At 49.3% G+C, this 26,673-nt stretch carries 23 protein-coding genes; 19 read left to right on the top strand and 4 right to left on the bottom strand.

Annotated features, from left to right (window positions below; translation table 11 throughout):
* Positions 1–14: 14 nt before the first annotated feature.
* Positions 15–2,048 carry a S9 family peptidase gene (locus CWE15_RS03500; protein WP_126756652.1) on the bottom strand — a complete coding sequence of 678 codons (2,034 nt, stop codon included), beginning with the start codon at positions 2,046–2,048 and terminating at the stop codon, positions 15–17.
* A gap of 159 nt (positions 2,049–2,207) precedes the next feature.
* Between CWE15_RS03500 and CWE15_RS03495 the strand changes: the two genes are divergently transcribed.
* The 5 genes from CWE15_RS03495 to CWE15_RS03475 all read left to right on the top strand — a co-directional run bounded on the left by CWE15_RS03495 (position 2,208) and on the right by CWE15_RS03475 (position 11,191).
* The gene (locus CWE15_RS03495; protein WP_126756651.1) at positions 2,208–4,433 is read left to right on the top strand and encodes an NADP-dependent isocitrate dehydrogenase; all 2,226 of its coding nucleotides are present in this window, start codon (positions 2,208–2,210) and stop codon (positions 4,431–4,433) included.
* A 121-nt stretch (positions 4,434–4,554) separates the two neighbouring features.
* Complete coding sequence (locus CWE15_RS03490) at positions 4,555–5,010, top strand: nucleoside deaminase (RefSeq protein WP_126756650.1); 456 nt, start codon at positions 4,555–4,557, stop codon at positions 5,008–5,010.
* Positions 5,011–5,044: 34 nt separating this feature from the next.
* The gene (gene sppA / locus CWE15_RS03485) at positions 5,045–6,871 is read left to right on the top strand and encodes a signal peptide peptidase SppA (protein ID WP_126756649.1); all 1,827 of its coding nucleotides are present in this window, start codon (positions 5,045–5,047) and stop codon (positions 6,869–6,871) included.
* Positions 6,872–6,991: 120 nt separating this feature from the next.
* The gene (locus tag CWE15_RS03480) at positions 6,992–8,113 is read left to right on the top strand and encodes an efflux RND transporter periplasmic adaptor subunit (protein WP_126756648.1); all 1,122 of its coding nucleotides are present in this window, start codon (positions 6,992–6,994) and stop codon (positions 8,111–8,113) included.
* Between the two features lie 15 nt (positions 8,114–8,128).
* Positions 8,129–11,191 (top strand): efflux RND transporter permease subunit, encoded by a 3,063-nt coding sequence (locus tag CWE15_RS03475; protein WP_126756647.1) that lies wholly within the window; start codon positions 8,129–8,131, stop codon positions 11,189–11,191.
* 88 nt (positions 11,192–11,279) lie between these two features.
* Here CWE15_RS03475 and CWE15_RS03470 read toward each other — a convergent pair whose 3' ends face one another.
* Together CWE15_RS03470 and ygfZ are read right to left on the bottom strand one after the other, a co-directional pair.
* The gene (locus CWE15_RS03470; RefSeq protein ID WP_126756646.1) at positions 11,280–11,765 is read right to left on the bottom strand and encodes an FKBP-type peptidyl-prolyl cis-trans isomerase; all 486 of its coding nucleotides are present in this window, start codon (positions 11,763–11,765) and stop codon (positions 11,280–11,282) included.
* 16 nt (positions 11,766–11,781) lie between these two features.
* A complete protein-coding gene (gene ygfZ, locus CWE15_RS03465; protein ID WP_126756645.1) occupies positions 11,782–12,687 on the bottom strand; it encodes a CAF17-like 4Fe-4S cluster assembly/insertion protein YgfZ in 906 nt (301 codons plus the stop codon).
* 169 nt (positions 12,688–12,856) lie between these two features.
* On the opposite strand from ygfZ, the gene CWE15_RS03460 reads away from it, so the two are divergent.
* Complete coding sequence (locus tag CWE15_RS03460) at positions 12,857–13,129, top strand: FAD assembly factor SdhE (RefSeq protein WP_126756644.1); 273 nt, start codon at positions 12,857–12,859, stop codon at positions 13,127–13,129.
* Positions 13,126–13,542: a protein YgfX gene (locus CWE15_RS03455; protein ID WP_338022897.1), complete on the top strand. Its 417-nt coding sequence runs from the start codon at positions 13,126–13,128 to the stop codon at positions 13,540–13,542. The genes CWE15_RS03460 and CWE15_RS03455 overlap by 4 nt, the downstream gene beginning before the upstream one ends.
* On the opposite strand, the gene nadB is transcribed toward CWE15_RS03455, so the two are convergent.
* Positions 13,535–15,136 (bottom strand): L-aspartate oxidase, encoded by a 1,602-nt coding sequence (gene nadB, locus CWE15_RS03450; RefSeq protein ID WP_126756642.1) that lies wholly within the window; start codon positions 15,134–15,136, stop codon positions 13,535–13,537. The genes CWE15_RS03455 and nadB overlap by 8 nt on opposite strands.
* Positions 15,137–15,328: 192 nt before the next feature.
* Between nadB and rpoE the strand changes: the two genes are divergently transcribed.
* The 12 genes from rpoE (at position 15,329) to relA (ending at position 26,664) form a co-directional block, all read left to right on the top strand.
* Positions 15,329–15,916 (top strand): RNA polymerase sigma factor RpoE, encoded by a 588-nt coding sequence (rpoE, locus tag CWE15_RS03445; RefSeq protein ID WP_126756641.1) that lies wholly within the window; start codon positions 15,329–15,331, stop codon positions 15,914–15,916.
* Positions 15,917–15,949: 33 nt separating this feature from the next.
* Entirely contained in the window at positions 15,950–16,594 is a 645-nt protein-coding gene (locus CWE15_RS03440; RefSeq protein ID WP_126756640.1) for a sigma-E factor negative regulatory protein, read from the top strand.
* Positions 16,595–16,618: 24 nt separating this feature from the next.
* Positions 16,619–17,650: a MucB/RseB C-terminal domain-containing protein gene (locus CWE15_RS03435; RefSeq protein WP_126756639.1), complete on the top strand. Its 1,032-nt coding sequence runs from the start codon at positions 16,619–16,621 to the stop codon at positions 17,648–17,650.
* Positions 17,647–18,105 (top strand): SoxR reducing system RseC family protein, encoded by a 459-nt coding sequence (locus tag CWE15_RS03430; RefSeq protein ID WP_126756638.1) that lies wholly within the window; start codon positions 17,647–17,649, stop codon positions 18,103–18,105. Before CWE15_RS03435 ends, CWE15_RS03430 begins: the two co-directional genes overlap by 4 nt.
* 86 nt (positions 18,106–18,191) lie before the next feature.
* Positions 18,192–20,009 carry a translation elongation factor 4 gene (gene lepA, locus CWE15_RS03425; protein ID WP_126756637.1) on the top strand — a complete coding sequence of 606 codons (1,818 nt, stop codon included), beginning with the start codon at positions 18,192–18,194 and terminating at the stop codon, positions 20,007–20,009.
* Positions 20,010–20,030: 21 nt separating this feature from the next.
* Positions 20,031–20,951 carry a signal peptidase I gene (lepB, locus tag CWE15_RS03420; protein ID WP_126756635.1) on the top strand — a complete coding sequence of 307 codons (921 nt, stop codon included), beginning with the start codon at positions 20,031–20,033 and terminating at the stop codon, positions 20,949–20,951.
* Positions 20,948–21,652 (top strand): ribonuclease III, encoded by a 705-nt coding sequence (rnc, locus tag CWE15_RS03415; protein WP_198674965.1) that lies wholly within the window; start codon positions 20,948–20,950, stop codon positions 21,650–21,652. Before lepB ends, rnc begins: the two co-directional genes overlap by 4 nt.
* The gene (era, locus tag CWE15_RS03410; protein ID WP_126756633.1) at positions 21,649–22,551 is read left to right on the top strand and encodes a GTPase Era; all 903 of its coding nucleotides are present in this window, start codon (positions 21,649–21,651) and stop codon (positions 22,549–22,551) included. Before rnc ends, era begins: the two co-directional genes overlap by 4 nt.
* Positions 22,551–23,243, top strand: a complete 693-nt coding sequence (gene recO / locus CWE15_RS03405) for a DNA repair protein RecO (protein ID WP_126756632.1) — start codon at positions 22,551–22,553, stop codon at positions 23,241–23,243. The genes era and recO overlap by 1 nt, the downstream gene beginning before the upstream one ends.
* 26 nt (positions 23,244–23,269) lie before the next feature.
* Positions 23,270–24,001 carry a pyridoxine 5'-phosphate synthase gene (gene pdxJ, locus CWE15_RS03400; protein ID WP_126756630.1) on the top strand — a complete coding sequence of 244 codons (732 nt, stop codon included), beginning with the start codon at positions 23,270–23,272 and terminating at the stop codon, positions 23,999–24,001.
* Positions 23,998–24,372, top strand: a complete 375-nt coding sequence (gene acpS / locus CWE15_RS03395; protein WP_126756629.1) for a holo-ACP synthase — start codon at positions 23,998–24,000, stop codon at positions 24,370–24,372. The genes pdxJ and acpS overlap by 4 nt, the downstream gene beginning before the upstream one ends.
* Positions 24,373–24,465: 93 nt before the next feature.
* Positions 24,466–26,664: a GTP diphosphokinase gene (gene relA, locus CWE15_RS03390; RefSeq protein WP_126756627.1), complete on the top strand. Its 2,199-nt coding sequence runs from the start codon at positions 24,466–24,468 to the stop codon at positions 26,662–26,664.
* Positions 26,665–26,673: the final 9 nt, after the last annotated feature.

Genomic DNA, 26,673 nt, shown 5'->3' with positions numbered 1-26,673 from the left:
TTATGCGATGGCGGTTACTGCGCGCCAGGGGTTGCGTACTGCTCTACCCAGTTACGAACTTGCTGGTACCAATATACCGAGTTATTCGGCTTGAGGATCCAGTGGTTCTCGTCGGGGTAATAAATTAAGCGCGAGTCGACCCCACGGCTTTGCAGAGTACGGAATAACTCGAAGCTTTGCCCAACAGGTACACGCAAGTCTTTTTGCCCATGAATAATCAGGGCAGGGGTGTTGAACTTGTCTGCGTAGTAGTGAGGCGAAATGTCACGGTAAATTTCCGGTTTTTCCCAGTAATGACCGAAGCGCTCGGCATGGACTGCAAAGTCAGCTGACATTTGCGAGTACATGTTGTAAACAGGCGCATGAATAAGCAGGGCATTAAAAGGATGTTCTTTACCCAGCAGAATAGTGCTTAGGTAACCACCATAGCTTCCACCGCCAGCTACCATGCGGTCGGCGTCAATCCAGTCTTTTTCGGCAAACCAGTTGGCAGCTGCAATGGTGTCGGCGTAAGGAGCTGTCACCCAGTCTGGGTTAATGGAGTCGGTGAACTCTTGCCCAAAGCCGCTGGAGCCATGGAAGTTATGCCAAGCTGTGACATAGCCCCAAGAGGCAAAGGTTTGCGCATTCCAACGGTAGTGGAAACCATTGCTAATGGCGCCATGTGGACCACCGTGAATAAGCAAAAACAGCGGGTATTTTTTGCTTTTGTCAAAGCCTGGTGGGTAATGCACCCACATTTGAATGTCGTCACCGTTATACCCTTTGTAGGTGACCGACTCGTAGGTACCTAGCTCCACGTCGGCCAGTAGGGCGTCGTTAAAGGTGTCTAAACGGGTTGTGCTGCCATTGCGAGTGTCAATTTTTACCAACTGAGCAGGGTGTAAAAAGCTGTCGTTGGTCCCCACAAGAATGCCATTATTAGAAATGCTGAGGCCGCTGAAATTGGTTTCGCCAGTAAGCGCTTTTACCTTGCCGTTGCGCGCATTAATGGCATACACACGTGAAGTGGCAGCGTCGTCGATGGTACCAAACAGACCACGACTATTGGCAGTCCAAACCAGGCCACGTACTGAACGATCCCAGTCTTCAGTGAGTACTTTTTCTGTTTTCTTGTTCAGGTCGTATACCACTAAGTTACTGGTGTCTGCGTAAAAACCCGTAATGAGCTGACGCTGGAAGGCCAAAACCTGACCGTCGGGACTAAACATGGGGTTGTAGTCATTGCCGCGGTTTTGGGGAGTCATATTGGTAGCTTCTGTTGCACCTATCTCGGCTAGGAAAATGTCATTGTTGGGGCTAACACCGTCGTTTAGACTGTCCGAAACCAACGCAATGTAACGCTCGCTTGGGTCAATGTCGTAGCTGCTTGCGCTTTGTGAAGAGCGAGGCAGTTGGATGTTCAGGGGTTGGGTAACCGCTTGCACCTCGCCCCCTGTGGCTGGAATACGGAATACGTGGGCTTCACGATTTTCGTCGAGCCAATGGTCGAATTGAGCATAAGGAAGGGCGTTCCACTGGTGTGCAGACACATGAGAGTTTGCTTCGTGTTTCACTTGCTCTGCTATGTCGTCCCAGTTTTTGCCAGGCCACACTTTGCTGATGAAATAAATATGCTCACCAACCCACTTTATGCCATAAGCACCGGTGGGCACACTCGTTAAGCGAGTCGCTTCACCGGGTTGGTTCATTGGCAAAATGTAGACTTGTCCCACGTCGTCTTTGTGACGTTTGCTTATAAAGGCAAGGGCTTGACCGTCGGGTGAAAAGGTCGGTTGACTAGCACGTAAGCCTTCCGCAGTAAGAGGGCGCTGGGTTTTTCCGTCGGGAGAGAATAGCCACAGTTGGCTTTCGCCTTTGTCTGTGTCCATGTCATAGCGGGTCACGGGTGCCACAATATATTCACCTGAGGGTGAAATTTGTGGCGAGCCAATACGCTCTATCTGCCAAAGAACGTCGACAGATAGGGGCTTACTTTCTTGAGCTTGGGCTGTAAACAGCACGAAGGGCAAAAAGAGTAGCCACAGGGCAACACCTATTTGTTTCATTTTACACTCCAATAAAGTTATCTAAGCCTTAAGTATGCCACTTGTTTGCATCAGATTGAAAATAAACCCTATATGTGGCATAGTTTGGCACCAAATTTTAAGCAAGTTTTCTCACGTTGCACCGCTTTGAAGAGGGTGATTTCACGAATAGGAATGACTATGTCAATTGATAACTCTACTATTATTTACACCGAAACAGACGAGGCGCCTCGTTTAGCTACGTATTCTTTGCTACCCATTATTCAGGCTTTTACCAAAGCCGCTGGTATTTCAGTAGAAACCCGCGACATTTCTCTTGCTGGTCGCGTGATTGCACAATTCCCAGAGTACTTAAACGATGACCAGCGCATTGCCGACGCGCTAACAGAGTTAGGTGAGCTGGCAAAAACGCCAGAAGCTAACATTATTAAGTTGCCTAATATTAGTGCCTCTATTCCACAGCTTCTGGCCACAATTAAAGAGCTTCAAGAGCAAGGCTACGCAATTCCTGACTACCCACACGACCCGCAAACAGACGAAGAGCGTGAAGTGCGCGCCCGTTATGACCGTGTGAAAGGCTCTGCGGTAAACCCGGTGCTGCGTGAAGGAAACTCTGACCGCCGTGCGCCTACTTCGGTGAAGAACTATGTGAAAAAGCACCCACACAGAATGGGAGCTTGGGACAAAGACTCAAAAACCCATGTGGCGCACATGGACGATGGTGACTTTTATTCTAGCGAACAGTCGAAAACATTTGCTGCCGCCGACGACCTTAAAGTGGTGCTAAATCATGACGGCCAACAAACCGTTTTGAAAGAGTCCATTAAAATATTGGCGGGTGAAGTAGCTGACGCTGCCGTGATGAGCAAAAACAAGCTACAAGCGTTTTTTGAAAAAGAAACCAAAGCGGCCAAAGAAGAAGACATACTGCTTTCCCTGCATTTAAAAGCCACTATGATGAAAGTGTCTGACCCGATTATGTTTGGTCATGCGGTGAAGGTGTACTACAAAGACGTACTGACCAAATATGCGGCTGAGCTAGCAGAAATTGGTTTTGACGCGACCAACGGTATTGGTGACTTATACGCTAAGCTAGACAAGTTGCCTGCTGACAAAGCAGCAGCCATCGAAGCCGACCTTCAAGCGGTTTACAAAACCAACCCAGCGCTGGCTATGGTGAACTCAGACAAGGGCATTACTAACCTACACGTGCCAAGCGACATTATTATTGACGCTTCGATGCCAGCTATGATTCGTGACTCAGGTAAAATGTGGACGCCGGACAACACCCAGGCCGACACCAAAGCCATGATCCCAGACCGCTGCTATGCAGGCGTGTACCAAGAAACCATTAACTTCTGTAAAGAGCACGGTGCGTTTGATCCGGCAACTATGGGTACAGTACCTAACGTTGGACTTATGGCCCAGAAAGCAGAAGAGTACGGTTCACACGACAAAACCTTTGAAATTCCAGCCGCAGGTGTTGTGCACGTTCTCAACCAAGCGGGTGAGGTGATTTTCGAACACAACGTGGAAGAAGGTGATATCTGGCGTATGTGTCAGGTAAAAGACGCACCTATTCGCGACTGGGTGAAACTAGCAGTGAACCGTTCACGCTTAAGCGGTATGCCTGCTGTTTTCTGGTTAGACGAAAACCGCGCGCACGACAACCAGCTGATTGCAAAAGTAAACCAGTACTTACCAGAGCACGACACAACAGGTCTTGATATTAAAATTATGAGCCCTGTGGAAGCAACCCGTTACACCCTTGAGCGTGTGAAAGCTGGCAAAGACACCATTTCAGTAACAGGTAACGTATTACGTGACTACCTAACTGACTTGTTCCCAATTCTTGAACTGAACACATCAGCGAAAATGCTGTCCATTGTTCCGCTGATGAACGGTGGTGGCTTATTTGAAACTGGCGCAGGTGGTTCTGCACCGAAGCACGTACAGCAATTTGTGGAAGAAAACCACTTACGTTGGGACTCGCTGGGTGAATTCCTAGCCTTGGCAGCCTCGCTTGAGCACTTAAGCCAAGCGACAGGTAACGCCCGAGCTCAGGTTTTAGCTGACACCCTAGACGAAGCAACGGCGAGCTTCCTTGAGAACAACAAGTCGCCTTCACGGAAAGTGGGTGAGCTAGACAACCGGGGTAGCCACTTCTACTTAGCCATGTACTGGGCGCAAGCCTTAGCGAAGCAAACAGCAGACGCTGAGTTGAAAGCTCGCTTTGAAGGATTGGCAAACACCTTAACAGAGAATGAAGCAGCCATTGTTGACGAGCTTAATAAAGCGCAGGGAGTTGCTGTTGATATTGGCGGTTACTACCAGCCAAATGCAGAGTTAGTTGCGAAGGCCATGCGCCCAAGTGAACTCTTTAACAATGCATTAGCAAGCTTGTAAGCTTCTAATTCGTAAGATGAAGGCGCCTTTATTTGGGCGCCTTTTTTTATATCTGGATTTCTTGCCAAGCGGTAAGACACCACGTATTGTTAGGGTCTTGTTAATAGGTTTTGGGCGAAAAATGAACTACGAAGAACTGTTAAATGTAGCCTTAAAAGAAGCTCGAAAAGGCTTTGAAGAAGAAGGAGTGCCTATTGGCGCTGCACTTTTTGATGCCGAAGGCCATGTGCTAGGGCGTGGTCGCAACCGACGTGTGCAGGAAAACGACCCTTCAGCCCATGCAGAAACCGACGCATTTCGCCGAGCCGGTAGGCAAAAGAACTACCAAGACACTATAATGGTCAGTACGTTAGCTCCTTGTTGGTATTGCTCAGGACTTATTCGCCAGTTTAATATTGGCACCTTAGTTGTGGGTGAAAACAAAAACTTCCCAGGTCATTTAGATTGGCTACGGGAAGCTGGCGTGAAAGTCATAGAGTTAAATGACGCACGTTGTATTGAGTTAATGTCGTACTTTATTGAACATCACCCTGATATTTGGAATGAAGATATTGGCGTGTGTAAACCAAGCAAGTAACACCCCGCATAATGAATAATAAAAAAGGCCCATTATGAAATTTCTGAAAAAATTATTTTCAAAACTAGGCGCAGGCTTGTCTGCTTTACGCCGCTATGTTGCGCATATTTTAACCCTGGTGGTTATTTTTGTTGTGTTAAGTGCATTGTTTAGTGGCGACAAAACGCCCACCGTTCCTGACGGTGGACTTTTGGTACTAAGCCCTGTGGGGGTTTTGAAGGAGTATCAACCTGAAATTGACCCATTCGATGCAATTAGCGACGAAATTATGGGTGCAGCTGTCCCAAGTAGCTCTTTGTACGAGCTAGTGACCATTATTGAGCATGCGAAAGCAGACGACCGCATACAAGGCATGGTCCTAGACTTAGGCAGCTTTGCGGGGGGCGGCTTAAACAAAATGCAGGTATTAAGCGACGCCATTGCAGATTTTCGTAAGGCGGGCAAAAAAGTTTATGCAAGTGCTGACTATTACAGCCAAGGTCAATACCTGTTAGCCAGCCAAGCCGATGAGGTGTATTTAAACCCATTGGGTGGCGTTGTACTGGAAGGCTTGAGTACAGAGCGACCTTACTTTGCTGAAGCCCTTGAAAAGCTGAAAGTGAAAGTGAATGTGTTTCGCGTGGGCGACTATAAGTCGGCGGTGGAGCCTTATATTCTCACGGGCATGTCGGACGAAGCTCGGGAGAACTTGCAAGGCTGGCTAAATGAGCAATGGCAGCGTTACTTACAAACAGTACAGCGCCATCGCAGCATTAACAGCCTCATGACGTCGGGTAGTCTGGACGACTTTATGCTGGCTTTCGAGCGCGCAGACAACGATATGGCACAAATGGCGCTGGACACAGGCTTAGTTGATGGTTTGAAACATCGTCATGAGTTTGTTGACTACCTGACTGAATTGGTCGGGCGTGATGAAGACAAAAACAGCTACCGTCACATTCGCCATACGGATTACTTTAAAACGATTCCTCAGTCGCAGCGTGATATGAACTTCCAAGCGAAAATGAGCGACACCCAAATAGCCGTTATTATGGCGGTGGGTGTCATTGTGGACGGCCCTGGGGCGGCTATTGAAATTGGCGGCGATCGCTTGGCGCGTGAACTTCGAGAAGCGCGCTTTGACGACAAGGTGAAGGCGGTTGTTCTTCGTGTTGACAGCCCAGGCGGAAGCGCCTTTGCCTCTGAAGTAATTCGCCAAGAAATCTTGCAGTTACGTGCTGCAGGTAAGCCGGTGATTGCGTCTATGAGTTCTGTTGCCGCCTCGGGTGGTTATTGGATTTCGGCGGGTGCTGATAAAATTATTGCTGCACCTACTACCATTACTGGCTCTATTGGCGTGTTTGGTATGATACCAACCTTCGACGAAACGCTCGCTCAGGTAGGTGTTTATTACGACGGTGAAAGCACCACAGAATTGCCCACCATGTCGGTGACACAACCTCTGACTGAAACGGTCGGTAAAGTTGTGCAAGCCGGTGTCGACGGTATTTATGATCAGTTTCTGGCCCTGGTTTCTGAAGCGCGTGGTATGACCCGTGAAGAAGTACACGCGGTTGCTCAAGGGCAAGTCTGGTCTGGTGAGCGCGCATTAAAGCTTGGCTTGGTGGACGAGCTGGGAAGTATTGATTTAGCCATTCAGCGTGCTGCTGAATTAGCTGAATTAGAAAGCTATGCGGTTATTTGGCCAGAGCGGGAAACCAGCTTTGCTGAAGAAATGCTACGTGAATTAGGAATAGGCCCTTCAGCTGAACTTGCCGCCTTGGCGGAGTTAAAAGAAGCCGTTTCTCCGCTGATGTTCCTACGTGCATATAACGACCCTGGACATATTTATACGCGTTGTGTGGAATGTGAGTTAAACTAATAGCCGCTGAGCGTTTATGTAAGTGAATGAAAAGGTCGGCATTGCCGACCTTTTTTGTGAACCAAATAACGAATTCAACGTACTAAACTGTATTACGGGAAACTTGATTAAGGAACGTCCATGTTAGCGAAACGAATGACAATCATGCTGGTCATTACGGGCATAGTGTTAGGCCTTATTTTTGGCTATAAGGCAGTTGGTAATTACTTTATGAATCAGTTTTTTGACAATATGCCTATACCGCCTGTGACTATTACGGAAAACACAGTAGAGGAACAGGAATGGCGCCGTACCTTAACTGCTGTAGGTACCGTCAATGCCGAAAAAGGGGCCATGGTGACAGCACAAACGTCGGGCGTTTTGCGTGGCATTCACTTTGAAAACGGGCAGCAGGTAAAGCAGGGCGACAGACTCTTTAGTTTAGACACGGAAGTGGCAGAAGCCGAGCGCTACCGTTTGCACACTATGCTAGAGCAAGCAGAACAAGAGCTTCGCCGCTTAACGCCTTTATTAAGTAACAACAATGTGTCGAAAGCGGATGTTGAGCGCGCTGAAAACCAAGTAAACCAAGCGCGTGCGGCACTGGCAGCACAAGACGCCTTAATACGACAAAAAACGCCACGGGCCCCATTCGATGGCGTGCTAGGTATACGCCAAGTAAACTTGGGTGAATATATAACACCGGGCACCGGGCTTGTTCAGCTCACTTCCTTCGACCCCATCTATGTGCAGTTTAATGTTGTCGAGCAGCGCTTGAGCTTATTGCATTCCGGTATGGAAATTCAGGTGCAAGTAGACGCTTATCCTGAGCGCACATTCACCGGGCATATTAATGCCATAGCACCAAATGTAGATGCGTCGACCCGAACCGTTGAAGTGCAGGCTGTCTTTCGAAATGAAGACCATGCACTGCGCCCAGGTATGTTTGCCCGTGTCACACTGCCGCTCGGTGAGCCTCGTGTGGTCAAGGTCATTCCTAAAACGGCTATACAATTTAATCCCTTCGGTAATTTGGTTTTTTTAATCGCTGAAGAAGGTGAAGGGTTAAAGGTAACACAACGCTTAATTCGCACAGGCGACGAGCAAGGTGACATGATTGAAGTCGTGCAGGGCTTAAACGTGGGGGACCGCGTGGCCTCGTCTGGTTTATTGAAACTGCGTAATGGCAGTACGGTGCTGATTAATAGCGACCCAGCTTTACAGCCAAGTACGGACACACAGCCAACGCCTAACAATGGCTAAGGATAGACGCATACTATGAAATTTACCGATGTATTTATTCGTAAGCCGGTGTTGGCGACGGTGATTAGCCTGATCATTATTCTTGTCGGCCTGCGTGCCATGGTGGACTTGAATGTGCGTCAGTTTCCTGAAATTAAGAACGCAGCGGTGAATATAACCACCACTTATATTGGCGCAGACGCAGACTTAGTGCAGGGGTTTATTACCACGCCGTTAGAGCGTGAAGTGGCTGCCGCAGAAGGCATAGACTACATTGTTTCTTCATCGTCAGCAGGCGTTAGCTCTATTCAAGCTTTCTTACAGTTGAATTACGACCCGAACGACGCTTTAACGCAAATTGCTGCCGAAGTGAACAAAATGCGCTCGGAGCTGCCGGAAAATGCACAAGAGCCAGTAGTGCAGCTTTCCGTTGGCCAAGATGTTGCGGCCATGTATTTGTCGTTTTACAGCGAAATACTCGATGAAAATGAAATAACCGACTACCTAGTGCGTGTGGTGGAACCGCAGCTTGCCACGATTGAAGGGGTGCAGCGGGCGCAAATACTAGGCGCGCAAACCTTTGCGATGCGTATTTGGCTGGATTCTCAACGTATGACAGCCCTAGGGGTTACAGGCTCTGATGTGATGCGGGCTTTACGCAGCAATAACGTGTTGTCTGCCGTTGGCCGTACCAAAGGGCAAATGACAGCAATAGATATTACCGCCCGCACGGACTTACGAAGTGTTGAAGAGTTTGAGCAACTCATTGTGCGCGCTGAAGCGGAAACCTTTATTCGTTTAGGCGACTTGGCGACCGTTGAGTTAGGCTCGGAAAGTTATGAGTCGTCGGCTACCTTTAACGGCCAAAAGTCGACCTTTATAGGCGTGGAAATTTCACCTGACGCAAACGCTTTAGACGTGATTAAGCGGGTGCGTACTGTGTGGGACGAAGACATTATTCCACAGCTTCCGGAAGGCTTAAGTGCCAGCATTCCATACGACTCCACCGAATACATTCAAAATGCTATTGAAGAAGTCGTATTGACCATTGCCTTAGCCATGGTCATTGTCATTGCAGTGATTTATGCATTTTTAGGCTCTTTACGCTCGGTCATTATTCCCGCTGTTACGGTGCCACTTTCCTTGGTGGGAACCTTCTTTTTAATGCTGTTATTGGGCTTTTCCATTAACTTGTTGACCTTGCTAGCCATGGTGTTGGCCATTGGTATTGTGGTTGATGACGCCATAATTATGCTGGAAAACATACAGCGGCATGTGGAAAGTGGCATGTCTCGCCTTGAAGCGTCTCTGTTAGGAGCGCGGCAGTTAGCAGGGCCTATTATTGTCATGTCCACAACCTTGGTTGCCGTATTTGTGCCTATTGGGTTTATTGGTGGGCTGACAGGAACCTTGTTTATTGAGTTTGCCTTTACGCTGGCGGCCACTGTGATTATTTCAGGGGTGGTAGCACTCACACTTTCTCCTATGATGTGTTCGCGTTTGTTGCGCTCGCGTAGCAAAGGGCAAAAAGCGCCACGCTTTGAAGTCTGGTTGAATAATAAGTTTGAACAGCTACGTCATGGCTATCAGCGGAAGTTGCATGGCGCATTAGAAACCAAGTCGGTCATGGCCGTATTTGGTGTGATTGTTTTGGTGAGCTGCTACTTCTTGTTTATTAGTAGCCCTTCAGAGCTAGAGCCGCAGGAAGACTTAGGCTTTGTGTTTGTGATTGCGCAAGGCGACAGTTATGCCACACCAGAATATATAGCGAGAAACTCGGCTAAAATGTCGGAGCTACAAACCGACGTCGACGAAGTAGAAATGGCCTTTGTGATTAACGGTATGTTGGGTCCTGGCAGTGCAGGGGTAGGGCTTGGGTTAACGGCGTGGGATGAGCGAAGCCGCTCAACCCAAGAAGTATTAGACCAGTCCATTCAGCCCTTTGTGAGCCAAATACCGGGCCTCCGGGTGTTTGCCATTGTGCCCCCTTCCTTGCCGACTCCAGGGGGTGGCTTACCGGTGGAGTTTGTGATTAGTTCGACCCAGTCGATAGAAAACTTGCGCGAGCTTGCGGCAGACATAAGTGCACAAGCAATGGCAGAAGGGCGCTTTATTATGCTCGACACAGACTTGCGGATTGACAGACCGCGCCAAACGGTACATGTGGATCGAGAAAAAGCTGCTTTAATGGGCGTTGAAATGTCGCAGCTGTCTGCAGACTTAGCGTCTATGATGGCCGGTGCTTATGCTGGTCGCTTTGCAATGGAAAACCGCTCGTACCGCGTTATTCCTCAAGTGCAGCGTTCAGAACGGCTGTCGCCAGAACAATTAAAAGAGTTTTATACTCGTAACCGTTCAGGTGAACTGGTGCCCATGTCGGCTTTGGTGCACTTAGAAGAGTCGGTTCAACCACAACAGCTGAAGCGCTTCCAGCAATTAAATGCGGTGACCATTTCTGGCATTCCGCGCCCTGGCGTACCTTTAGGAGAGGCTATTGGCAGTTTAGAGCGTATTGCCGCCGAGCGGCTGCCAGCCGGTGTGCTAGTTGACTACGCAGGCCAGTCGCGGCAGCTGAAGTCGGAAGGGCAGCAGTTGGTGGTTACCTTCTTCTTTGCCTTGCTGATTATTTTCTTAGTTCTGGCGGCCCAGTTTGAGTCTTTCCGTGACTCTATTATTGTTCTGGTCACAGTGCCTATGAGTATTTGTGGGGCCTTAATTTTTGTTAGTTTAGGCTTTACCACCATCAATATTTACACCCAGGTGGGCTTGGTGACGTTAATTGGCCTTATCGCTAAACACGGAATACTTATTGTGGAGTTTGCCAATACCTTGCAAGAGGAAGGGAAAAGCAAGCGCGAGGCAGTGGAAGAAGCCGCGGCCATACGGTTACGGCCTATCTTGATGACCACAGCAGCAACGGTATTAGGTATGGTGCCTTTACTTATGGCGTCTGGGCCGGGGGCAGCGTCTCGCTTTGCCATGGGTCTGATTATCGTGACAGGCATGACCATAGGGACCTTGTTTACCTTGTTTGTGCTGCCTTCCGTGTATGTTTACCTAGCCAAAGAACGTGCGCCGGAGCAGGCTGCAACCAACTAAGCAATGGCCCATGGTTAGGGCCATTGAATTTCAGGCAACAAAAAAGGCACTCGCAAGTGCCTTTTTTTATAAGCAACGAACCTGTTACTTAGTGGTCTACGCCACCTGGACCATGTACGTGGCCGTGGTCTAGCTCTTCAGCTGTGGCGTCGCGTACATCTACAACCGTTACGTCGAAAGAAAGGTCGAGGCCTGCAAGCGGGTGGTTACCGTCTACGGTCACTTCTTCGTCGGTTACTTCAACGATAACAACTGACTGTTCACCGTTGTCGGTTGTTGCACGGAACTGCATGCCTGGCTGGATCTCTTGATCGCCAAATAAGTTTCTCGGTACGGTTTGAATTAAACCGTCATGACGTTCGCCGTAGGCTTCAGCCGCAGGCACAACCGTGCTTAATTCGTCTTTTGCTGCTTTACCTTCTAGTGCTTTTTCAAGACCAGGGATAAGCATACCACGGCCGAAAATAAAGGCTAAAGGGCTGTCTTCAGACGATTTATCAAGCGTTTCGCCGGCAGGATTCTTAACCGCGTAATGAATTGTTACGGCTTTGTCTTGGCTGATAGTCTCACTCATGACTAGGATTCCATATTTATTGTTCAGGGCAGAGGGTGAATTGACTGTCGTCCTGCCCTTGTATGCGAAACAGGTCTGTAGACGCCAAATCAGTGGGTCCTACAGCGTATAACGCGACGACACCGTCATCATATCGCACTGACGAAAGAACTGCACCCGAGCGACGCCAGTTTTCAGAAACTTTTTTCTCCAAACGTGCACCCACTTCGGGCAGCGTTTCGCTTTGACCCATCAACTTGTGGGTAATGCGTTTATTTTGGCCCTTGTAATGCATGCGAGCCACCACCTCTTGACCAAGGTAACAGCCTTTTTGGAAGTTTATGCCTTCATGTTGGTCGAGGTTGAGCATTTGTGGAATATGCACGTCGGCCATGCTGGCGGGTACATCAACCCAACCGAGTTCAAATTGCGCAGCGTGCCACCAGGTGTCGGGCATGAGTTGTGTGTCTGCAGTCGCTAGCGGACCATGAATTAATACGAGGTTGCCTGACAAGCGCAAACAGTGCTGCTGTTTGTTTTGCAAAGCCTGGCGCTCCGTACTGAGAGCAAAAGTGTCCGCAGCGCCTTTTCCCCAGTAGGCAAAGAAAGGTTGCTGATCAGACACGTCGGTTATGCTGACTTTGCTAAACACACCAAACTTTTTCAGCTGGGCAAGGGTCATTTCCACACTTTCTTTCGCCATAAACAGTAACATGCGGTTGGCGTCGCCGAGCAAACGAAAAGTGGCCCATAGCTTCCCCTGCGGGCTGCAATAACCACCGGGCAACCACTGCTGCCAACTGGCCTGCTTTACGTCGCAGGTTAACTGCCCTTGAAGAAAAGACTGGGTGTCGTCGCCACTCACCTCAATAACACCGAGGCTTTCAACTTGGATGTAACGGGGCGTCGCGTGTGCTTGCTGATTAAATTGCAGGGTAGACACAGAACCTCCAAAGCAAAATGAATTAAAACGTGGCTCTATCCTACCTTATTTTGTACGCAAATACGGAATAACTCCTGCCGTTGCAGCTGCAATAGTCGCACTTTTTGGTGGATAATTTGGTAAACTGAACATTCCTCTATATGTGAAGTTTGTATTTAAAGGGAATCGTATGGAATATATTCGTCAGGCTGAAGAGCCGTTGAAAGATAAGCGCCGCTTACGTTGGGCCTGTCGCCGTGGCATGCTGGAACTTGATGTATTGTTTGCCCCATTCGTTGAAGAAGCATATGACGACTTAACGGAAGAGCAGAAAGCCGTGTTTCGTCGACTTATCACGTGCGATGACCCTGACTTATTTGCTTGGTTTATGGGGCACCAAAAATGTCCAGATCCAGAGCTAGCTGACATGGTCGCCTTTATGCTGAGCCGGGTGAAAGTCTGATTCAACCGGCACAGCGTCGCTGGCTTTTTGACGTCCAGCTTTCGGTAACTCGTCAGCGCCTTTCCTATGCCCTTGGGGGTGGTGCTATCTTGCTTGCGGTGGCAGGTATGGTGTTGCAAGCCTTTAGCTGGCTTATAGCGGCCTTGGGCTTGTGGGTGATGATGTATCACGGCGTACAGCAGCGGACCTACTACTTTTCCCTAGACGCCCACGGCCAAGGTGCCCTGGGCTCGGAGGCGGACTCTATGTATTTACATGCGCCCTTGTTGTGTACGCCATGGTTACTGATGTTTGCTGTGGGCCAGCAGGGGCACGCCCAACGCTGGCTCTTTATTTGGCGTGACAGTGTCGATGCGGCCGCATGGAGCCGCCTACGCCGCATTGCCCGTACAGTAACAGCGGAATCTACATAACAGCCGGGTCAAGAATGGTAGGCTTCGCCTGGGGTAACGGCTCTGGGTAGTCTAAGGTATAATGCAGTCCACGGCTTTCTTTCCGCTGTTGAGCGCTGGCAATTATAAGTTGGGCAACCTGAGCCAGGTTACGTAGTTCAAGCAAGTTATTGGTCACTCGGAAATTCGCGTAGTAGTCGTGTATTTCCTGTTGTAATAGCTCCACACGGCGGGCGGCCCGCTCTAAGCGCTTGTCGCTGCGGACTATGCCTACGTAGTCCCACATAAACAGACGTAATTCGTGCCAATTGTGCTGAATAATGACTTCTTCGTCAGAGTCGGTCACTTGGCTTTCATCCCAGCGCTCAATGTGTTCAAGGCATTCGACCAAATGCATGCGCTCGGCCATGTGCGCTGCCGCTGCCCGTGCGAACACCACACATTCTAACAGGGAATTGCTGGCCATGCGGTTGGCACCGTGCAAGCCCGTGTAAGCAACTTCGCCAATTGCGTACAAGCCAGGCAAGTCGGTTTGAGCGTGTAGATCTGTCACTACACCGCCACAAGTATAGTGAGCAGCAGGTACAACCGGCATAGGCTCTTGGGTGATGTCGATTCCTAAGCTTAAGCACTTATTATAAATGGTCGGGAAATGCTGCTGAATAAAGTCAGCGGGCTTATGGGAAATGTCTAAATACATGCAGTCGGCACCCAGCCGCTTCATTTCAAAGTCAATGGCACGTGCCACCACGTCACGTGGAGCCAGCTCGGCACTCGGGTGGAAGCTCGGCATAAAGCGGCTGCCGTCGGGGCGTTTTAAATAAGCGCCTTCTCCTCGAAGAGCTTCCGTTAATAAGAAATTATGGGCTTTGGGGTGGAACAAGCAGGTCGGGTGGAACTGGTTAAACTCCATATTTCCTACACGACAACCAGCTCGCCACGCCATAGCAATTCCGTCACCACTGGCAATGTCAGGGTTTGAAGTGTATTGGTATACCTTGCTCGAGCCCCCCGTACACAACGCAGTGAACTTGGCGCTTACCGCGTGCACATGGCGATTCGTGTTGTCCCAAATATAGGCACCGCAGCAACGGCGCTCTGCGCCTTCACCGTGTACAATCAAGTCGATAGCGTTGAAGTGCTCTAACACTTGAATATTCGGGTGAGCCAAAGCTTGGCGCACAAGCGTGGACTGGACCGCTTTGCCTGTTGCGTCTGCTGCGTGCAAAATACGGCGGTGGCTGTGGCCTCCCTCGCGGGTTAGGTGATACTTAGAGGTACCGTCTGCAGCGGTTTCCTGGTCAAAGTCAACGCCTAGCTGAATGAGCCAGTTCATGCTTTCTTTTGCGTGGGCTGCGGTGTATTCCACCACATGCCGTTCGCACAAGCCGGCACCAGCGGTTAATGTGTCCTCAACGTGCGACTCTATGCTGTCGTCTTCATCGAACACGGCAGCAATGCCGCCTTGCGCATAGTAGGTTGAGCCTTCTTGTAAAGGCCCTTTACTGAGCACAATCACACGGCTGGTTTTTGCTTGCTGCAACGCCAATGAAAGCCCTGCAGCACCACTACCAATAATTAGTACGTCACATTGGAACATAGCGCTCTCTGCCATGATGATATATCGTAGTCCATAAAGTTGAGTGGGGATTTTACCCTTGTTTATAAATTAAATGCGAACTTTTCCTAAAATAGGCGGTCTAGTGTTTATAGAATGTGTTCGAGCCAACAATAATCTTGGTGCGTATTCTTTAAAATTATTCTCGGGAAGAGTCATAAAGCAGTATTTTGGAGAGAGTGGGCTCGAATGAGCGAACAAGAAATTGATCAGCAGCTGGTTGAACGGGTACAGCAAGGTGATCAGCAAGCCTTTGATGTATTGGTAAAAAAATACCAACATCGGATTATGGGTTTGGTGTCGCGCTATGTAAAGCATTCGGGAGATGTAGCCGATGTTACGCAGGAGGCGTTTATTAAGGCCTACCGAGCGCTACCAAACTTCCGAGGCGACAGTGCTTTTTATACATGGCTTTACCGTATTGCCGTAAATACAGCGAAAAATTATTTGGTGTCCCGTAGCCGGAAGCCACCGAGTTCTGACATAGACGCACAAGATGCGGAGTTTTTGGACCAAGGGCAGGGCAACGGCCTACGCGATATAGCAACTCCGGAAAGCTTGTTGCTTACGGATGAACTGAAGACCGTGCTTATGGAAACCATTAGCCAACTACCTGAAGACTTAAAGCAAGCGATTACCTTGCGAGAGCTCGACGGGTTAGGCTATGAAGAAATAGCCATTACAATGGACTGCCCCATAGGTACAGTGCGTTCACGTATTTTTAGAGCACGTGAAGCCATTGAAGAGAAATTACGCCCCTTGCTTGAGAATACTTAAGCAATCGTTATGGCCAACTGAGGAAAGTAAACGATGACCGAGCGCCAGTATGAAACCTTGTCTGCGTTAATGGACTCCGAGCTAGACACAGCTCAGGAGCGTGCTAGCTTGGACAACCTGGTTCGCGATGACGCCTTGCGTCAGAAGTGGCACAACTATCACCTGATTCGTGCAGCCATGCGTAACGAGGTGAAACAGGACATGCCCCTAGACATTTCTGCCGCAGTGGCAGCCCAGGTGGCGAACGAGCCAATACCTTTTGCGCCTAAGCATGGTTTAGCGCGGAAGCTGGCATTGAAAAAATGGCTAAAGCCGGCAGCAAATATGGCTATTGCAGCAAGTGTAGCCCTTGTTACTGTATTAGGCGTGACTCAGTATCAGCGTATTGACGATGGCAGCTTACCTGAACAAGCGGTTGCGAGCCCCGGTTTTCAACCTACATTACAAACGGTGCCTTTAGGCGTTATTGGTAATCCAGTAAGCTATAATGCTGCACAACCGCAAACGTCGCTAACGGCTCAGCAACAGGCGCGGTTACAAAGCCAAGTGCAAGCCTTTATGCTTGACCACCAGCTTCAGTTACAATGGAGCGGTGCCCTGAACGAAGCAGCACTTAAAGAGCAGCAAAAGCAAGAAGAAAGTGACGTGAAGGAGCCGAATACATCGTCACCCCAGTAAGACTTTCGATAGGAATGTAAGCGCATGAAACCTTATGTAGTTGGTTTGCTCGTTATTTGTAGTTTGAATGTGGGTGCGCTTCAGTCGGTGGCAGCTGCCGAACCTAGTGCATTGGCGACCAATACGGTAGAGCCAGTGCCAACAGAGCAAGAAAGCAATGAATTGCAACAAGCACGGGCGCAAGGTGAACATTGGTTTAAGCGCATGCAAAGTGCCTTGCAAGAACTGAACTACCGCGCCTCGTTTATTGCAATGCAGCCAAGTGGCTTACAAGCTTACCGCTGGGTACACAGTGTTACGCCAGCTGGTAATAATATAGAAGTCATAGAAAGCTTAAACGGCCCACATAATCAAGCAGTACGTTTTAATAACCAAGTAGCCTATTTATCTTCCACAAGCACACCCTATGCGGTGGCATCAGAGACACTTTCAGGACCTATACCGAGTGGCTTGTACGGCAGTTTTGAAACCTTGCACCACTCTTACCATATGGTTGCTGTTGGGGGAGACCGCGTGGTCGACCGTGCAGCTCAGCATATTCGCCTGATACCCCACGAGCGCGACCGCTATTTATATAGCCTGTGGGTGGACCGAGAAACGGGCATGTTATTGAGTATGAATACCTACTTACCGAGTGGAGACGTGGTGGAACAGATCCTCCTCACATCACTGCATGTGCAAGCAGAGTCACTGGAAGAAGTGCAGCAGCTGGAGTCGCAATGGGGGCAAGGGCCGTCACGGCAACCAATGCGTCAGCAGCAGACATCGAATGAATGGCAATTTGACGAAGTACCTACAGGCTTCACGGTCCAGCGCCAACAACAGGTGCGTGTGGCCATGAATGGTCCCTTAGCCGAGCACTTTATGTTTACCGACGGTATGGCGAAATTCTCGGTGTACATTATTGAGAATGAAAACCAAGTATTACCTGTACAGTATGAAAACTTAACTTCTATGGTGTCTGTGGTGCACGACAGCTTTGCAGTCACGATTGTAGGAAAAGTGCCCTTGTCCATGGCGCAAGCAGTTGCCGCTGGCGTAAGGAGACAACCATGATTCGTGAGCTTGCTGAAGTAACAGCGGTGGACTCGGGGTGGGTTGAAGTTGCGACCAAGCTTAAGTCGGGCTGTTCTGGCTGTGCTCATCAAAACCATTGCGGCGCAGGGCTGCTTTCGAAGGCGCTCCCTCAGCGCAATGGCCGTTTGCAATTTACCATGGAACATAACTTTCAGGTGGGCGAGCAGGTAGAACTTTTGATGCCTGAGCAAAGTATGGTCCGCTTTTCCCTCATGCTTTATGGCCTACCTATGCTGGCGCTGATGATAAGTGCTATCATAGGGCACTGGTTTTGGCCTGCTAACGAGTTACTCGTTATTGCCCTCACTGTGGTGACAACGGCCGTTTCGCTGGTGCTTTTAAAGCGCTATCTACATGGTCGCGACGGCCAAATACGACGGGCACTACATATACAAACACGAACAAACAGTGACATTGATTGTAGAAACGTGTAAAAGCCAGTAAAATCCACTCGTTCGTGAGTCGCTTTTTCATCGCCTGGGCGTTGGGCGACTTTTCTTTTATGTCTTTTGAGGTGTCCATGAGCCAGAACGGCGTAGCTAAAGCCAATATTCGTAACTTTTCAATTATTGCCCATATAGACCACGGTAAGTCGACCCTATCCGATCGCCTTATTTCCTACTGTGGTGGGTTAACTGATCGTGAAATGGCCGCACAAGTGCTTGACAGCATGGATATAGAGCGCGAGCGTGGCATTACGATTAAAGCACAAAGCGTGACCCTGTATTACGACGCAGACGACGGTGAACGCTATCAATTGAACTTCATTGACACGCCAGGGCATGTGGACTTCTCCTATGAGGTTTCCCGCAGCTTGGCCGGTTGTGAAGGTGCTTTGTTGGTGGTGGATGCAGCGCAAGGGGTGGAAGCACAAACCCTAGCAAACTGTTATACGGCCATTGATATGGACTTGGAAGTCGTCCCTATTTTAAACAAAATAGACTTACCCCAAGCCGACCCAATGCGGGTAGCAGAAGAAATTGAAGAAATTGTAGGTATTGAAGCGGTCGACGCTGTGCAGTGCTCGGCAAAAAGCGGCATTGGTATTCGTGATGTGCTAGAGCGCATTGTTAGCCAAGTACCTTCACCGGTAGAAGACGCGGAAGACGACGCGCCACTTCAGGCCCTTATTATTGACTCTTGGTTCGATAACTACCAAGGCGTTGTGTCACTTGTGCGGATTAAAAAAGGTATTTTGCGTACCGGCGACCGCATGAAGGTCATGTCAACAGACCAGGTGCACCTAGTTGACAAAGTAGGCATATTCACGCCGAAACAAACAGAAACCGGTATTTTGCGCGCGGGTGAAGTGGGTTATGTTATTGCCGGCATAAAAGACATTAACGGCGCGCCTGTAGGTGACACCTTAACCAACAGTAAAGACCCTGCGAAAGAACCGTTGCCTGGCTTTAAAAAAGTACAGCCACAGGTTTATGCGGGTATGTTCCCCATCAGTTCCGACGACTATGAAAGTTTCCGTGACGCCCTGGACAAACTTAGATTGAACGACGCTTCCTTGTTTTTTGAAGCAGAAAACTCAAGTGCTTTAGGTTTTGGATTCCGTTGTGGCTTCCTGGGCATGTTGCACATGGAAATTATTCAAGAGCGCCTGGAACGCGAATACAACATTGACTTGATCACCACGGCACCTACTGTGGTGTATAAGGTAGAAACCACCAAAGGCGAAGAGCTGAATGTGGACAACCCGGCTTACTTGCCTGCGGTCAATGATATTGAGCAAATTTACGAGCCGATTGTAGAAGCCAATATACTGGTACCACAAGAGCACGTGGGTAATGTTATTACCTTATGTGTAGAGAAACGAGGCGTGCAAAAGGACATGTCTTACCACGGCAAGCAAGTGGCATTGCGCTATGAGCTGCCGATGGCTGAAGTGGTGATGGACTTCTTTGACCGCTTGAAGTCCACTAGCCGTGGTTATGCTTCTCTCGACTACCACTTTGTGCGTTTTGAGCCTTCAGACATGGTGCGTGTGGATATTCTGGTGAATGGTGACCGGGTAGACGCCCTAGCACTTATTTGTCACCGCAGCATTAGCCAAAGCCGAGGCCGTGAAGTGGTTGAGAAAATGCAAGAGCTGATACCGCGCCAGATGTTTGATATTGCAATTCAAGCGGCCATTGGTAACCAAGTCATTGCCCGTACCACGGTTCGCCAACTGCGTAAAAACGTTACCGCTAAGTGTTACGGTGGTGACGTCAGCCGGAAGAAGAAACTCCTACAGAAACAGAAAGAAGGTAAGAAGCGCATGAAGCAGATTGGTAACGTAGAGTTACCACAAGAAGCCTTCTTAGCGGTTCTAAAAACTGGAAAATAAGCAGAATAAGGTGTTAGGGACATGACGACGTTTTACTTTTCGTTGCTATTGGTCATAGCAACGATTTTTACCGGCCTTGTTTGGCTTATAGACCATTTCTTATTTAAGCCAAAGCGGGCTACAGCAATTGCTGAGGTAGAAAGTAAAACGGGCCGAAAACTGACGGCGGAAGAAGCCAGCAGGGCTGTACCCGAGTCCAGTTTAGTGGAGTTTTCCCGTTCGGCTTTCCCGCTTATCGCCTTTATTCTTATTTTGCGTAGCTTTTTTTACGAGCCTTTTCGTATTCCTAGCGGCTCTATGATGCCGACACTACTGGCAGGGGACTTCATTTTAGTGGAGAAGTTTCGCTATGGGGTGCGTGACCCACTGTTTAGAAAGCAACTATTAGCCACGGGGACACCAAAGCACGGCGAGGTGGCTGTATTTAAATACCCGGTCGAGCCCGATATTGACTACATTAAGCGGGTAATTGGCTTACCTGGCGACCGTGTGGTGTACCACGACAAACAGTTTTATATTGAAAAACAGTGCGCGCCCAATTGCAGCGGTGAAAATGAAGTGTCCCTTGAGCACGAGTTAGTTGCTGAAGGTGAATTTTATTACGGCCGTGTGCCCATGCGTACTTATGCGGAAACCCATGGCGACAATAGCTATCAGGTATTGGTGAACCCAGTTGCTGGTTCGCAAGTGGGAGCTTTTTATAACCAAGCCAATAGCCGCCGGGGCGAATGGATAGTGCCAGAAGGGCATTATTTTGTGATTGGCGACAATAGAGACAACTCCAGAGACAGCCGCTTTTGGGGCTTTGTGCCAGAAGAAAACCTAGTAGGCCGTGCTGTTTTTGTTTGGCTTAGTCTCGACTTTGACCATGGCCCAGACTCGCGTATGCCTTCTTGGCTGCCTGCACGGGTTCGGTTTGAACGACTTGGGAGTATCCGTTGAAGTTAAGTGAGCAACAAATTCGCGTGTTAAGTAAAGCCCTTGGCTATGAAATAAAAGACAAGCAGCTTTTACTTCAAGCGTTAACACACCGGAGTGCGGCAGGGAAGCATTACGAACGGCTTGAGTTTTTAGGCGACTCGCTACTCAGCATGTTTATAGCGGAAGCCCTTTACTTGCAGTTTCCAGATGTGCAAGAAGGTGATTTAAGCCGGATGCGCGCGACTTTAGTATGTGGTCCTATGCTGGCGGAGCTTGCCGTTGAATTTAAGTTGGGTGAGTTTTTGCAGCTGGGTCCGGGTGAGCTAAAAAGCGGAGGTTACCGCCGTGAATCTATTTTGTCGGACGCGGTGGAAGCGTTAATTGGCGCTATTTACTTAGACAGTGACTTAGAAACCTGTAAAGCACGCGTGTTGGCTTGGTATGCCACGCGCCTTGCAAATATAAAACCCGGGATGTCACAAAAAGACCCGAAAACCCAATTACAAGAAATACTGCAGGCACGACAAGAGCCCGTGCCCAATTATCAGGTGACAGAGTTAACGGGCAAAGCACATAATCAACGATTTACCGTGAGCTGTACCACCACCTTATTAGAAACGCCTGTGATAGGCACAGGCACGAGCCGAAGAAAAGCAGAGCAAGCAGCTGCTGCTAAGGCCCTTGAAGCGCTAGAAGCGCACACGAAAGAGAACACTGAATGAGTGAACAAGAAACAAAAAGTGGTTTTATTGCCATTGTTGGCCGTCCTAATGTGGGGAAGTCGACACTGCTAAACCAATTGCTAGGTCAGAAGGTAAGCATTACATCGAAAAAAGCGCAGACCACACGGCATCGCATTTTGGGCATAGACACAGACGGTGCTTATCAGACCGTGTATGTGGACACGCCCGGGTTGCACATGGAAGAAAAGCGAGCGATTAACCGCCTAATGAACCGCGCTGCTAGCTCGTCTATTGGCGACGTGGACATGGTGATTTTTGTGGTGGAAGGCACCCATTGGACAGACGACGATGAAATGGTGCTAAATAAGCTGCGTCGGGCCAAGCGTCCGGTAATTCTTGTTATTAATAAAATCGATCAGTTCAAAGACAAGTCTATTTTATTGCCGCATATTCAAGAGCTTACAAGCAAGTTTGAGTTTGAACAAATTATTCCGCTAACAGCCCGTTCAAGCGAGCAAATGCCAGCCTTGAAAAAGGCTGTGCGCGACTACTTAACGCCGGGCATGCATTACTTTTCTGAAGACTCCGTTACCGACCGCTCAGTTCGCTTTATGGCTGCTGAAATTATTCGCGAAAAGCTTATTCGCTATACAGGTGAAGAACTGCCTTATTCAACCACAGTGGAAATTGAAAAGTTCCAGGATCAGCCTTCCGGCGTAACCCTCATTCATGGCTTAATTTTGGTTGAGCGTGAGGGGCAAAAGCGGATGGTGATAGGAAACAAGGGCAGTAAATTAAAAACTATAGGCCAAGACGCACGGCGCGATATCGAAAAGCTCATTGATAACCAAGTAAACTTACAGCTGTGGGTAAAAGTGAAGTCGGGCTGGGCAGACGACGAGCGCGCACTACGTAGTTTGGGCTATGGAGAAGAGTAATGAATGCGGCGTTTGTGCTGCACCGTTGGGCGTATCAAGAGCATAGTTATATACTGGAGCTTTTCACCCAGCAGCATGGCCGCCGTCGGGTTATTGCTCGCGGCGCACGGAGCGCAAAAAGCAAGTGGCGAGGCGCATTAGAGCCGTTTAACTTGCTGGAAGCAGACTGGCAAGGCAGGGGTGAATTGCCAACGCTAAAACAAGCGGATGTGGTCCAGGCGTTTCCGCTGCAAGGCCGTTACTTATACAGTGGCTTTTATTTGAATGAGCTAATTCAGCGGCTGTTACCCGAACACTATGAGGCGGCAGACGTATTTAACGACTACCGCCACACACTCACCCTACTGCATGAACAAGCGTTACTTGAGCCGGTGCTGCGACGGTTTGAATGGCAATTATTAGTGCGCTTAGACCTGGCCTTTTCGTGGCGAGAAGAAGCCCATACAGGCCAGCCCATTGTGGCGCAGCAAACCTATATTTTTTACCCCGAGCAAGGGTTTGTGGCCGTGCAACAAGCGCCACAACAGGCTCTGGTTCTCCGCGGAGAAGACATTCTTGCGTTGGCCGACTTTCAGCTTAATACCGAGCAGCGACTAACGCACTACAAGCTACTGATGCGGGCGGCTTTGCAGCCGCATTTAGGCACGAAACCGTTACACAGCCGAAACCTTTTTCGACCGCAGCAGTCTTAAGTATTCATAATGATAAGAGAGGCGAAATGAACCCTTTACTTCTTGGTGTGAACATTGACCATATGGCAACCATTCGTAACGCGCGCGGCGGCAGTTACCCAGACCCGGTTCAAGGTGCTGCGGTGGCCGAGCAAGCCGGTGCCGATGGCATTACCATTCATTTGCGTGAAGACAGACGCCACATTACCGACCGCGACGTGGACTTACTTGCACAAACGCTTCAAACCCGCATGAACTTTGAAATGGCGATGACGGACGAAATGATAGCCATAGCTAAGCGCATTAAACCCACCTTTGTTTGCTTGGTCCCTGAAAAGCGTGAAGAGCTGACAACTGAAGGTGGGCTGGATGTGGCAGGGCAACTGGACCGCTGCAAAGAGGTGGTTGCTGAGCTAAGTGAAGCTGGTATTTTGGTGTCCTTGTTTATTGACGCTGACAGCGAGCAAATTCAGGCGGCCCATGCCTCGGGTGCTCCTTTCATTGAATTGCACACAGGCCATTACGCTGAAGCAACGGGGACCGCTCAAGAAAAAGCCTTAGCGCAAATTCAGCAAGGCGCGAAAGAGGCCCATGCCTTAGGTTTAATTGTGAATGCGGGACATGGCTTGAATTACCACAACACTCAGGCCATTGCAGCTATTCCAGAGCTTTACGAACTGAATATTGGGCATGCCATTATGTCTCGTGCCATGTTTACCGGTTTAGACCAAGCAGTGCGCGATATGAAGGCTATTATGAACGAGGCACGCCGCGGGTGAGCATAAGGGGCATAGGTACCGATATAGTGCAAGTGCAACGAATTGCCGCTGCCGTTGAGCGGCAGAAAAACTTCGCAGCACGCATTTTAACCGCACACGAATATGCTCAATTTGAGCAAGCCAAAGAGCCTGCTCGCCTCCTTGCGAAACGCTTTGCAGCCAAAGAGGCGTGTTTAAAAGCATTGGGGACAGGGTTGGCCCAAGGCATTTCTTGGCAGCATATTGAAGTGCAGCATACGCCATTAGGCCAACCCATATTGCACTTGTCTGGTGGCGCCGAGCAACGTGCAAAAGAGTTAGGCGTTAGCCAAATGGATGTGTCGATTAGTGACGAAATGGACTATGCCATTGCTTTTGTCGTGTTGTCGTAAGCAATGCATTAAAAAGCGGAAAAGGGCATTGACACCCGAGTTTGTTTTTCGCATTGTCAGTGAAGGCGGCTTGGAGAAAAACAGGAGTAGAATATGGTGCAGGTGCGTAATGTTCACGTGGATAAAGGGCACGGGGAACAAAGTAATTGGTTGGCGGCCATTGCGGCCGACGACAATAAAGCCGCCCTGGTTGCGCTCGACAACACCCTTGCTGCCTTACTTCCTGCTGACGACGCCCAAGCACACATTGAGTACCGCCTGAAAGGGCGGGAAATGGTTGAAATTCTCTCCGACTTAAACCTCGACTTAAATGGCCTACGCGTGGCACTTTTGGTGCCGTACTTTGAGGCCGGCCTTGTAGATGACGAATGGCTAGAGCAACATTGCTCACAGGATGTGGCGCAACTTGTGGCGACAGTGCAGCAAATGCAAAGCATTAGTGAACTGCAACACTTTCGGCGTGGCAAGCCAAGCGACACCCAAATAGACACAGTGCGCCGTATGCTCCTCGCCATGGTTGAAGACGTACGTGCCGTGCTGGTCAAGTTGGCAGAACGAATTTGCTTTCTGCGACTAGTGAAGCATGCGGAGGAAGAAGAACGCGTACTAGCCGCCAAAGAGTGCAGCGAAATATATGCGCCTTTAGCCAACCGCCTTGGTATTGGGCAGCTGAAGTGGGAGTTAGAAGACCTTGCTTTTCGCTATTTACACCCGGACATTTATAAGCAAATAGCCCAGCAGCTTGACGAAAAGCGGTTGCAGCGTGAAAGTTATATTGAAACTTTTGTGCAAACTTTGAATGAAGAGCTAGCGAAAAACGACATTCAAGCTGAGGTCTATGGCCGGCCGAAGCATATTTTTAGCATTTGGAAAAAAATGCAAAAGAAAAGCCTGCGTTTTGACGAACTGTACGACATTCGTGCGGTGCGGGTGGTAACGGAAAGCTTGAAAGACTGCTATGGCGCTTTAGGTATAGTCCATAGCCTGTGGCGACATTTAGCTGCTGAGTTTGATGATTACGTGGCGACACCAAAGGCTAATGGCTACCAGTCGATTCATACGGTGGTGATAGGGCCGTCGCAAAAAAACATTGAAATACAAATTCGTAGCCGACAAATGCACGACGACGCTGAACTTGGTGTTGCTGCCCACTGGATGTATAAAGAAGGGCAGGTTACCACCAAGGCGCAAGGCTATGAAGACAAAATTGCCTGGCTCCGTAAGCTACTGGCATGGCATGAAGACATGGCCGAAAACGAAGACTTGGTGCAAGAAATTCGCAGCCAAGTCTTTGAAGACCGTGTGTATGTGTTTACGCCCAAAGGGGATGTGGTGGACTTACCTATGGGCTCCACCCCCCTTGATTTTGCCTACTATATTCACAGTCAAATTGGTCACCGCTGTATAGGTGCCAAAGTGGACGGGCGCATTGTGCCCTTTACTTACCGCTTGCAAAACGCTGAGCGGGTAGAAGTGATGACGCAAAAAGAGCCGAACCCGAAACGGGATTGGTTAAACCCTCAGCTGGGTTATTTACGCTCAAGCCGCGCTCGCAGTAAGGTTCATACCTATTTCAAAAAGCACGACCGAGAGCATTATTTGCAACTAGGGCGCGAGCAACTAGAAGCTGAGCTACAACGTCATCAACTGTCCATGGCAGATGTACCGCCAGCAGTTAAGAAGTTCAATATGCAGCATATGGATGACTTGCTGGTGGGCATAGGCGCCGGCGACGTGCGCTTGCAGCAAGTGGTGAATTCGTTACGTAGCGACCACGACGACGAGCAAGAGCAATTAGAACGCTTAGCTTCTCGTCGTAAAGGTCAAAAGGCACCAGAACAGAACCGTGACGGAGTAAAAATTGCGGGCATCGGCAACCTGATGATGAGCTTCGCTCAATGCTGTCAGCCGCTGCCTGGCGACCCTATTGTGGGTTACATCACCAAAGGCCGAGGCGTGTCGGTCCACCACCAAGAATGTGACAATGTACAAAACCTGCTGGAGCAAGCGCCTGGCCGGGGCATTGATGTGGAATGGCAAGGCAATAAACAACAAACGTTTGCCGTAGACTTAAGCATAGTGTCGCTTGACCGAGCAGGTTTGCTGTACGACATTACCAGTATTTTAACCAATGAGAAGCTGAGCGTAAGAAATGTGAATACACGCCAAGACAAAGACGGCCATGTGTTCGTTAGTTTGACCGTGCTAGTACAGCATCAACACGACGTACAGCGGTTACTCAGCAAATTACAACAGGTGCCCCATGTGCTTAATGTGCAACGAAAAACCTAAGCAAAGAAC

The sequence above is a fragment of the Aliidiomarina taiwanensis genome (assembly GCF_003987015.1).
Lineage (GTDB): Bacteria > Pseudomonadota > Gammaproteobacteria > Enterobacterales > Alteromonadaceae > Aliidiomarina > Aliidiomarina taiwanensis.
This window is presented reverse-complemented; position numbering and strand designations above follow the sequence as displayed.

What these genes read in the sequence shown, in the direction of transcription:
- CWE15_RS03500 (WP_126756652.1), bottom strand. Translation starts at nt 2,048, where the DNA reads ATGAAACAAATAGGTGTTGCCCTGTGGCTACTCTTTTTGCCCTTCGTG.
- CWE15_RS03495 (WP_126756651.1), top strand. Translation starts at nt 2,208, where the DNA reads ATGTCAATTGATAACTCTACTATTATTTACACCGAAACAGACGAGGCG.
- CWE15_RS03490 (WP_126756650.1), top strand. Translation starts at nt 4,555, where the DNA reads ATGAACTACGAAGAACTGTTAAATGTAGCCTTAAAAGAAGCTCGAAAA.
- sppA (WP_126756649.1), top strand. Translation starts at nt 5,045, where the DNA reads ATGAAATTTCTGAAAAAATTATTTTCAAAACTAGGCGCAGGCTTGTCT.
- CWE15_RS03480 (WP_126756648.1), top strand. Translation starts at nt 6,992, where the DNA reads ATGTTAGCGAAACGAATGACAATCATGCTGGTCATTACGGGCATAGTG.
- CWE15_RS03475 (WP_126756647.1), top strand. Translation starts at nt 8,129, where the DNA reads ATGAAATTTACCGATGTATTTATTCGTAAGCCGGTGTTGGCGACGGTG.
- CWE15_RS03470 (WP_126756646.1), bottom strand. Translation starts at nt 11,765, where the DNA reads ATGAGTGAGACTATCAGCCAAGACAAAGCCGTAACAATTCATTACGCG.
- CWE15_RS03460 (WP_126756644.1), top strand. Translation starts at nt 12,857, where the DNA reads ATGGAATATATTCGTCAGGCTGAAGAGCCGTTGAAAGATAAGCGCCGC.
- nadB (WP_126756642.1), bottom strand. Translation starts at nt 15,136, where the DNA reads ATGGCAGAGAGCGCTATGTTCCAATGTGACGTACTAATTATTGGTAGT.
- rpoE (WP_126756641.1), top strand. Translation starts at nt 15,329, where the DNA reads ATGAGCGAACAAGAAATTGATCAGCAGCTGGTTGAACGGGTACAGCAA.
- CWE15_RS03440 (WP_126756640.1), top strand. Translation starts at nt 15,950, where the DNA reads ATGACCGAGCGCCAGTATGAAACCTTGTCTGCGTTAATGGACTCCGAG.
- CWE15_RS03435 (WP_126756639.1), top strand. Translation starts at nt 16,619, where the DNA reads ATGAAACCTTATGTAGTTGGTTTGCTCGTTATTTGTAGTTTGAATGTG.
- CWE15_RS03430 (WP_126756638.1), top strand. Translation starts at nt 17,647, where the DNA reads ATGATTCGTGAGCTTGCTGAAGTAACAGCGGTGGACTCGGGGTGGGTT.
- lepA (WP_126756637.1), top strand. Translation starts at nt 18,192, where the DNA reads ATGAGCCAGAACGGCGTAGCTAAAGCCAATATTCGTAACTTTTCAATT.
- lepB (WP_126756635.1), top strand. Translation starts at nt 20,031, where the DNA reads ATGACGACGTTTTACTTTTCGTTGCTATTGGTCATAGCAACGATTTTT.
- era (WP_126756633.1), top strand. Translation starts at nt 21,649, where the DNA reads ATGAGTGAACAAGAAACAAAAAGTGGTTTTATTGCCATTGTTGGCCGT.
- recO (WP_126756632.1), top strand. Translation starts at nt 22,551, where the DNA reads ATGAATGCGGCGTTTGTGCTGCACCGTTGGGCGTATCAAGAGCATAGT.
- pdxJ (WP_126756630.1), top strand. Translation starts at nt 23,270, where the DNA reads ATGAACCCTTTACTTCTTGGTGTGAACATTGACCATATGGCAACCATT.
- relA (WP_126756627.1), top strand. Translation starts at nt 24,466, where the DNA reads ATGGTGCAGGTGCGTAATGTTCACGTGGATAAAGGGCACGGGGAACAA.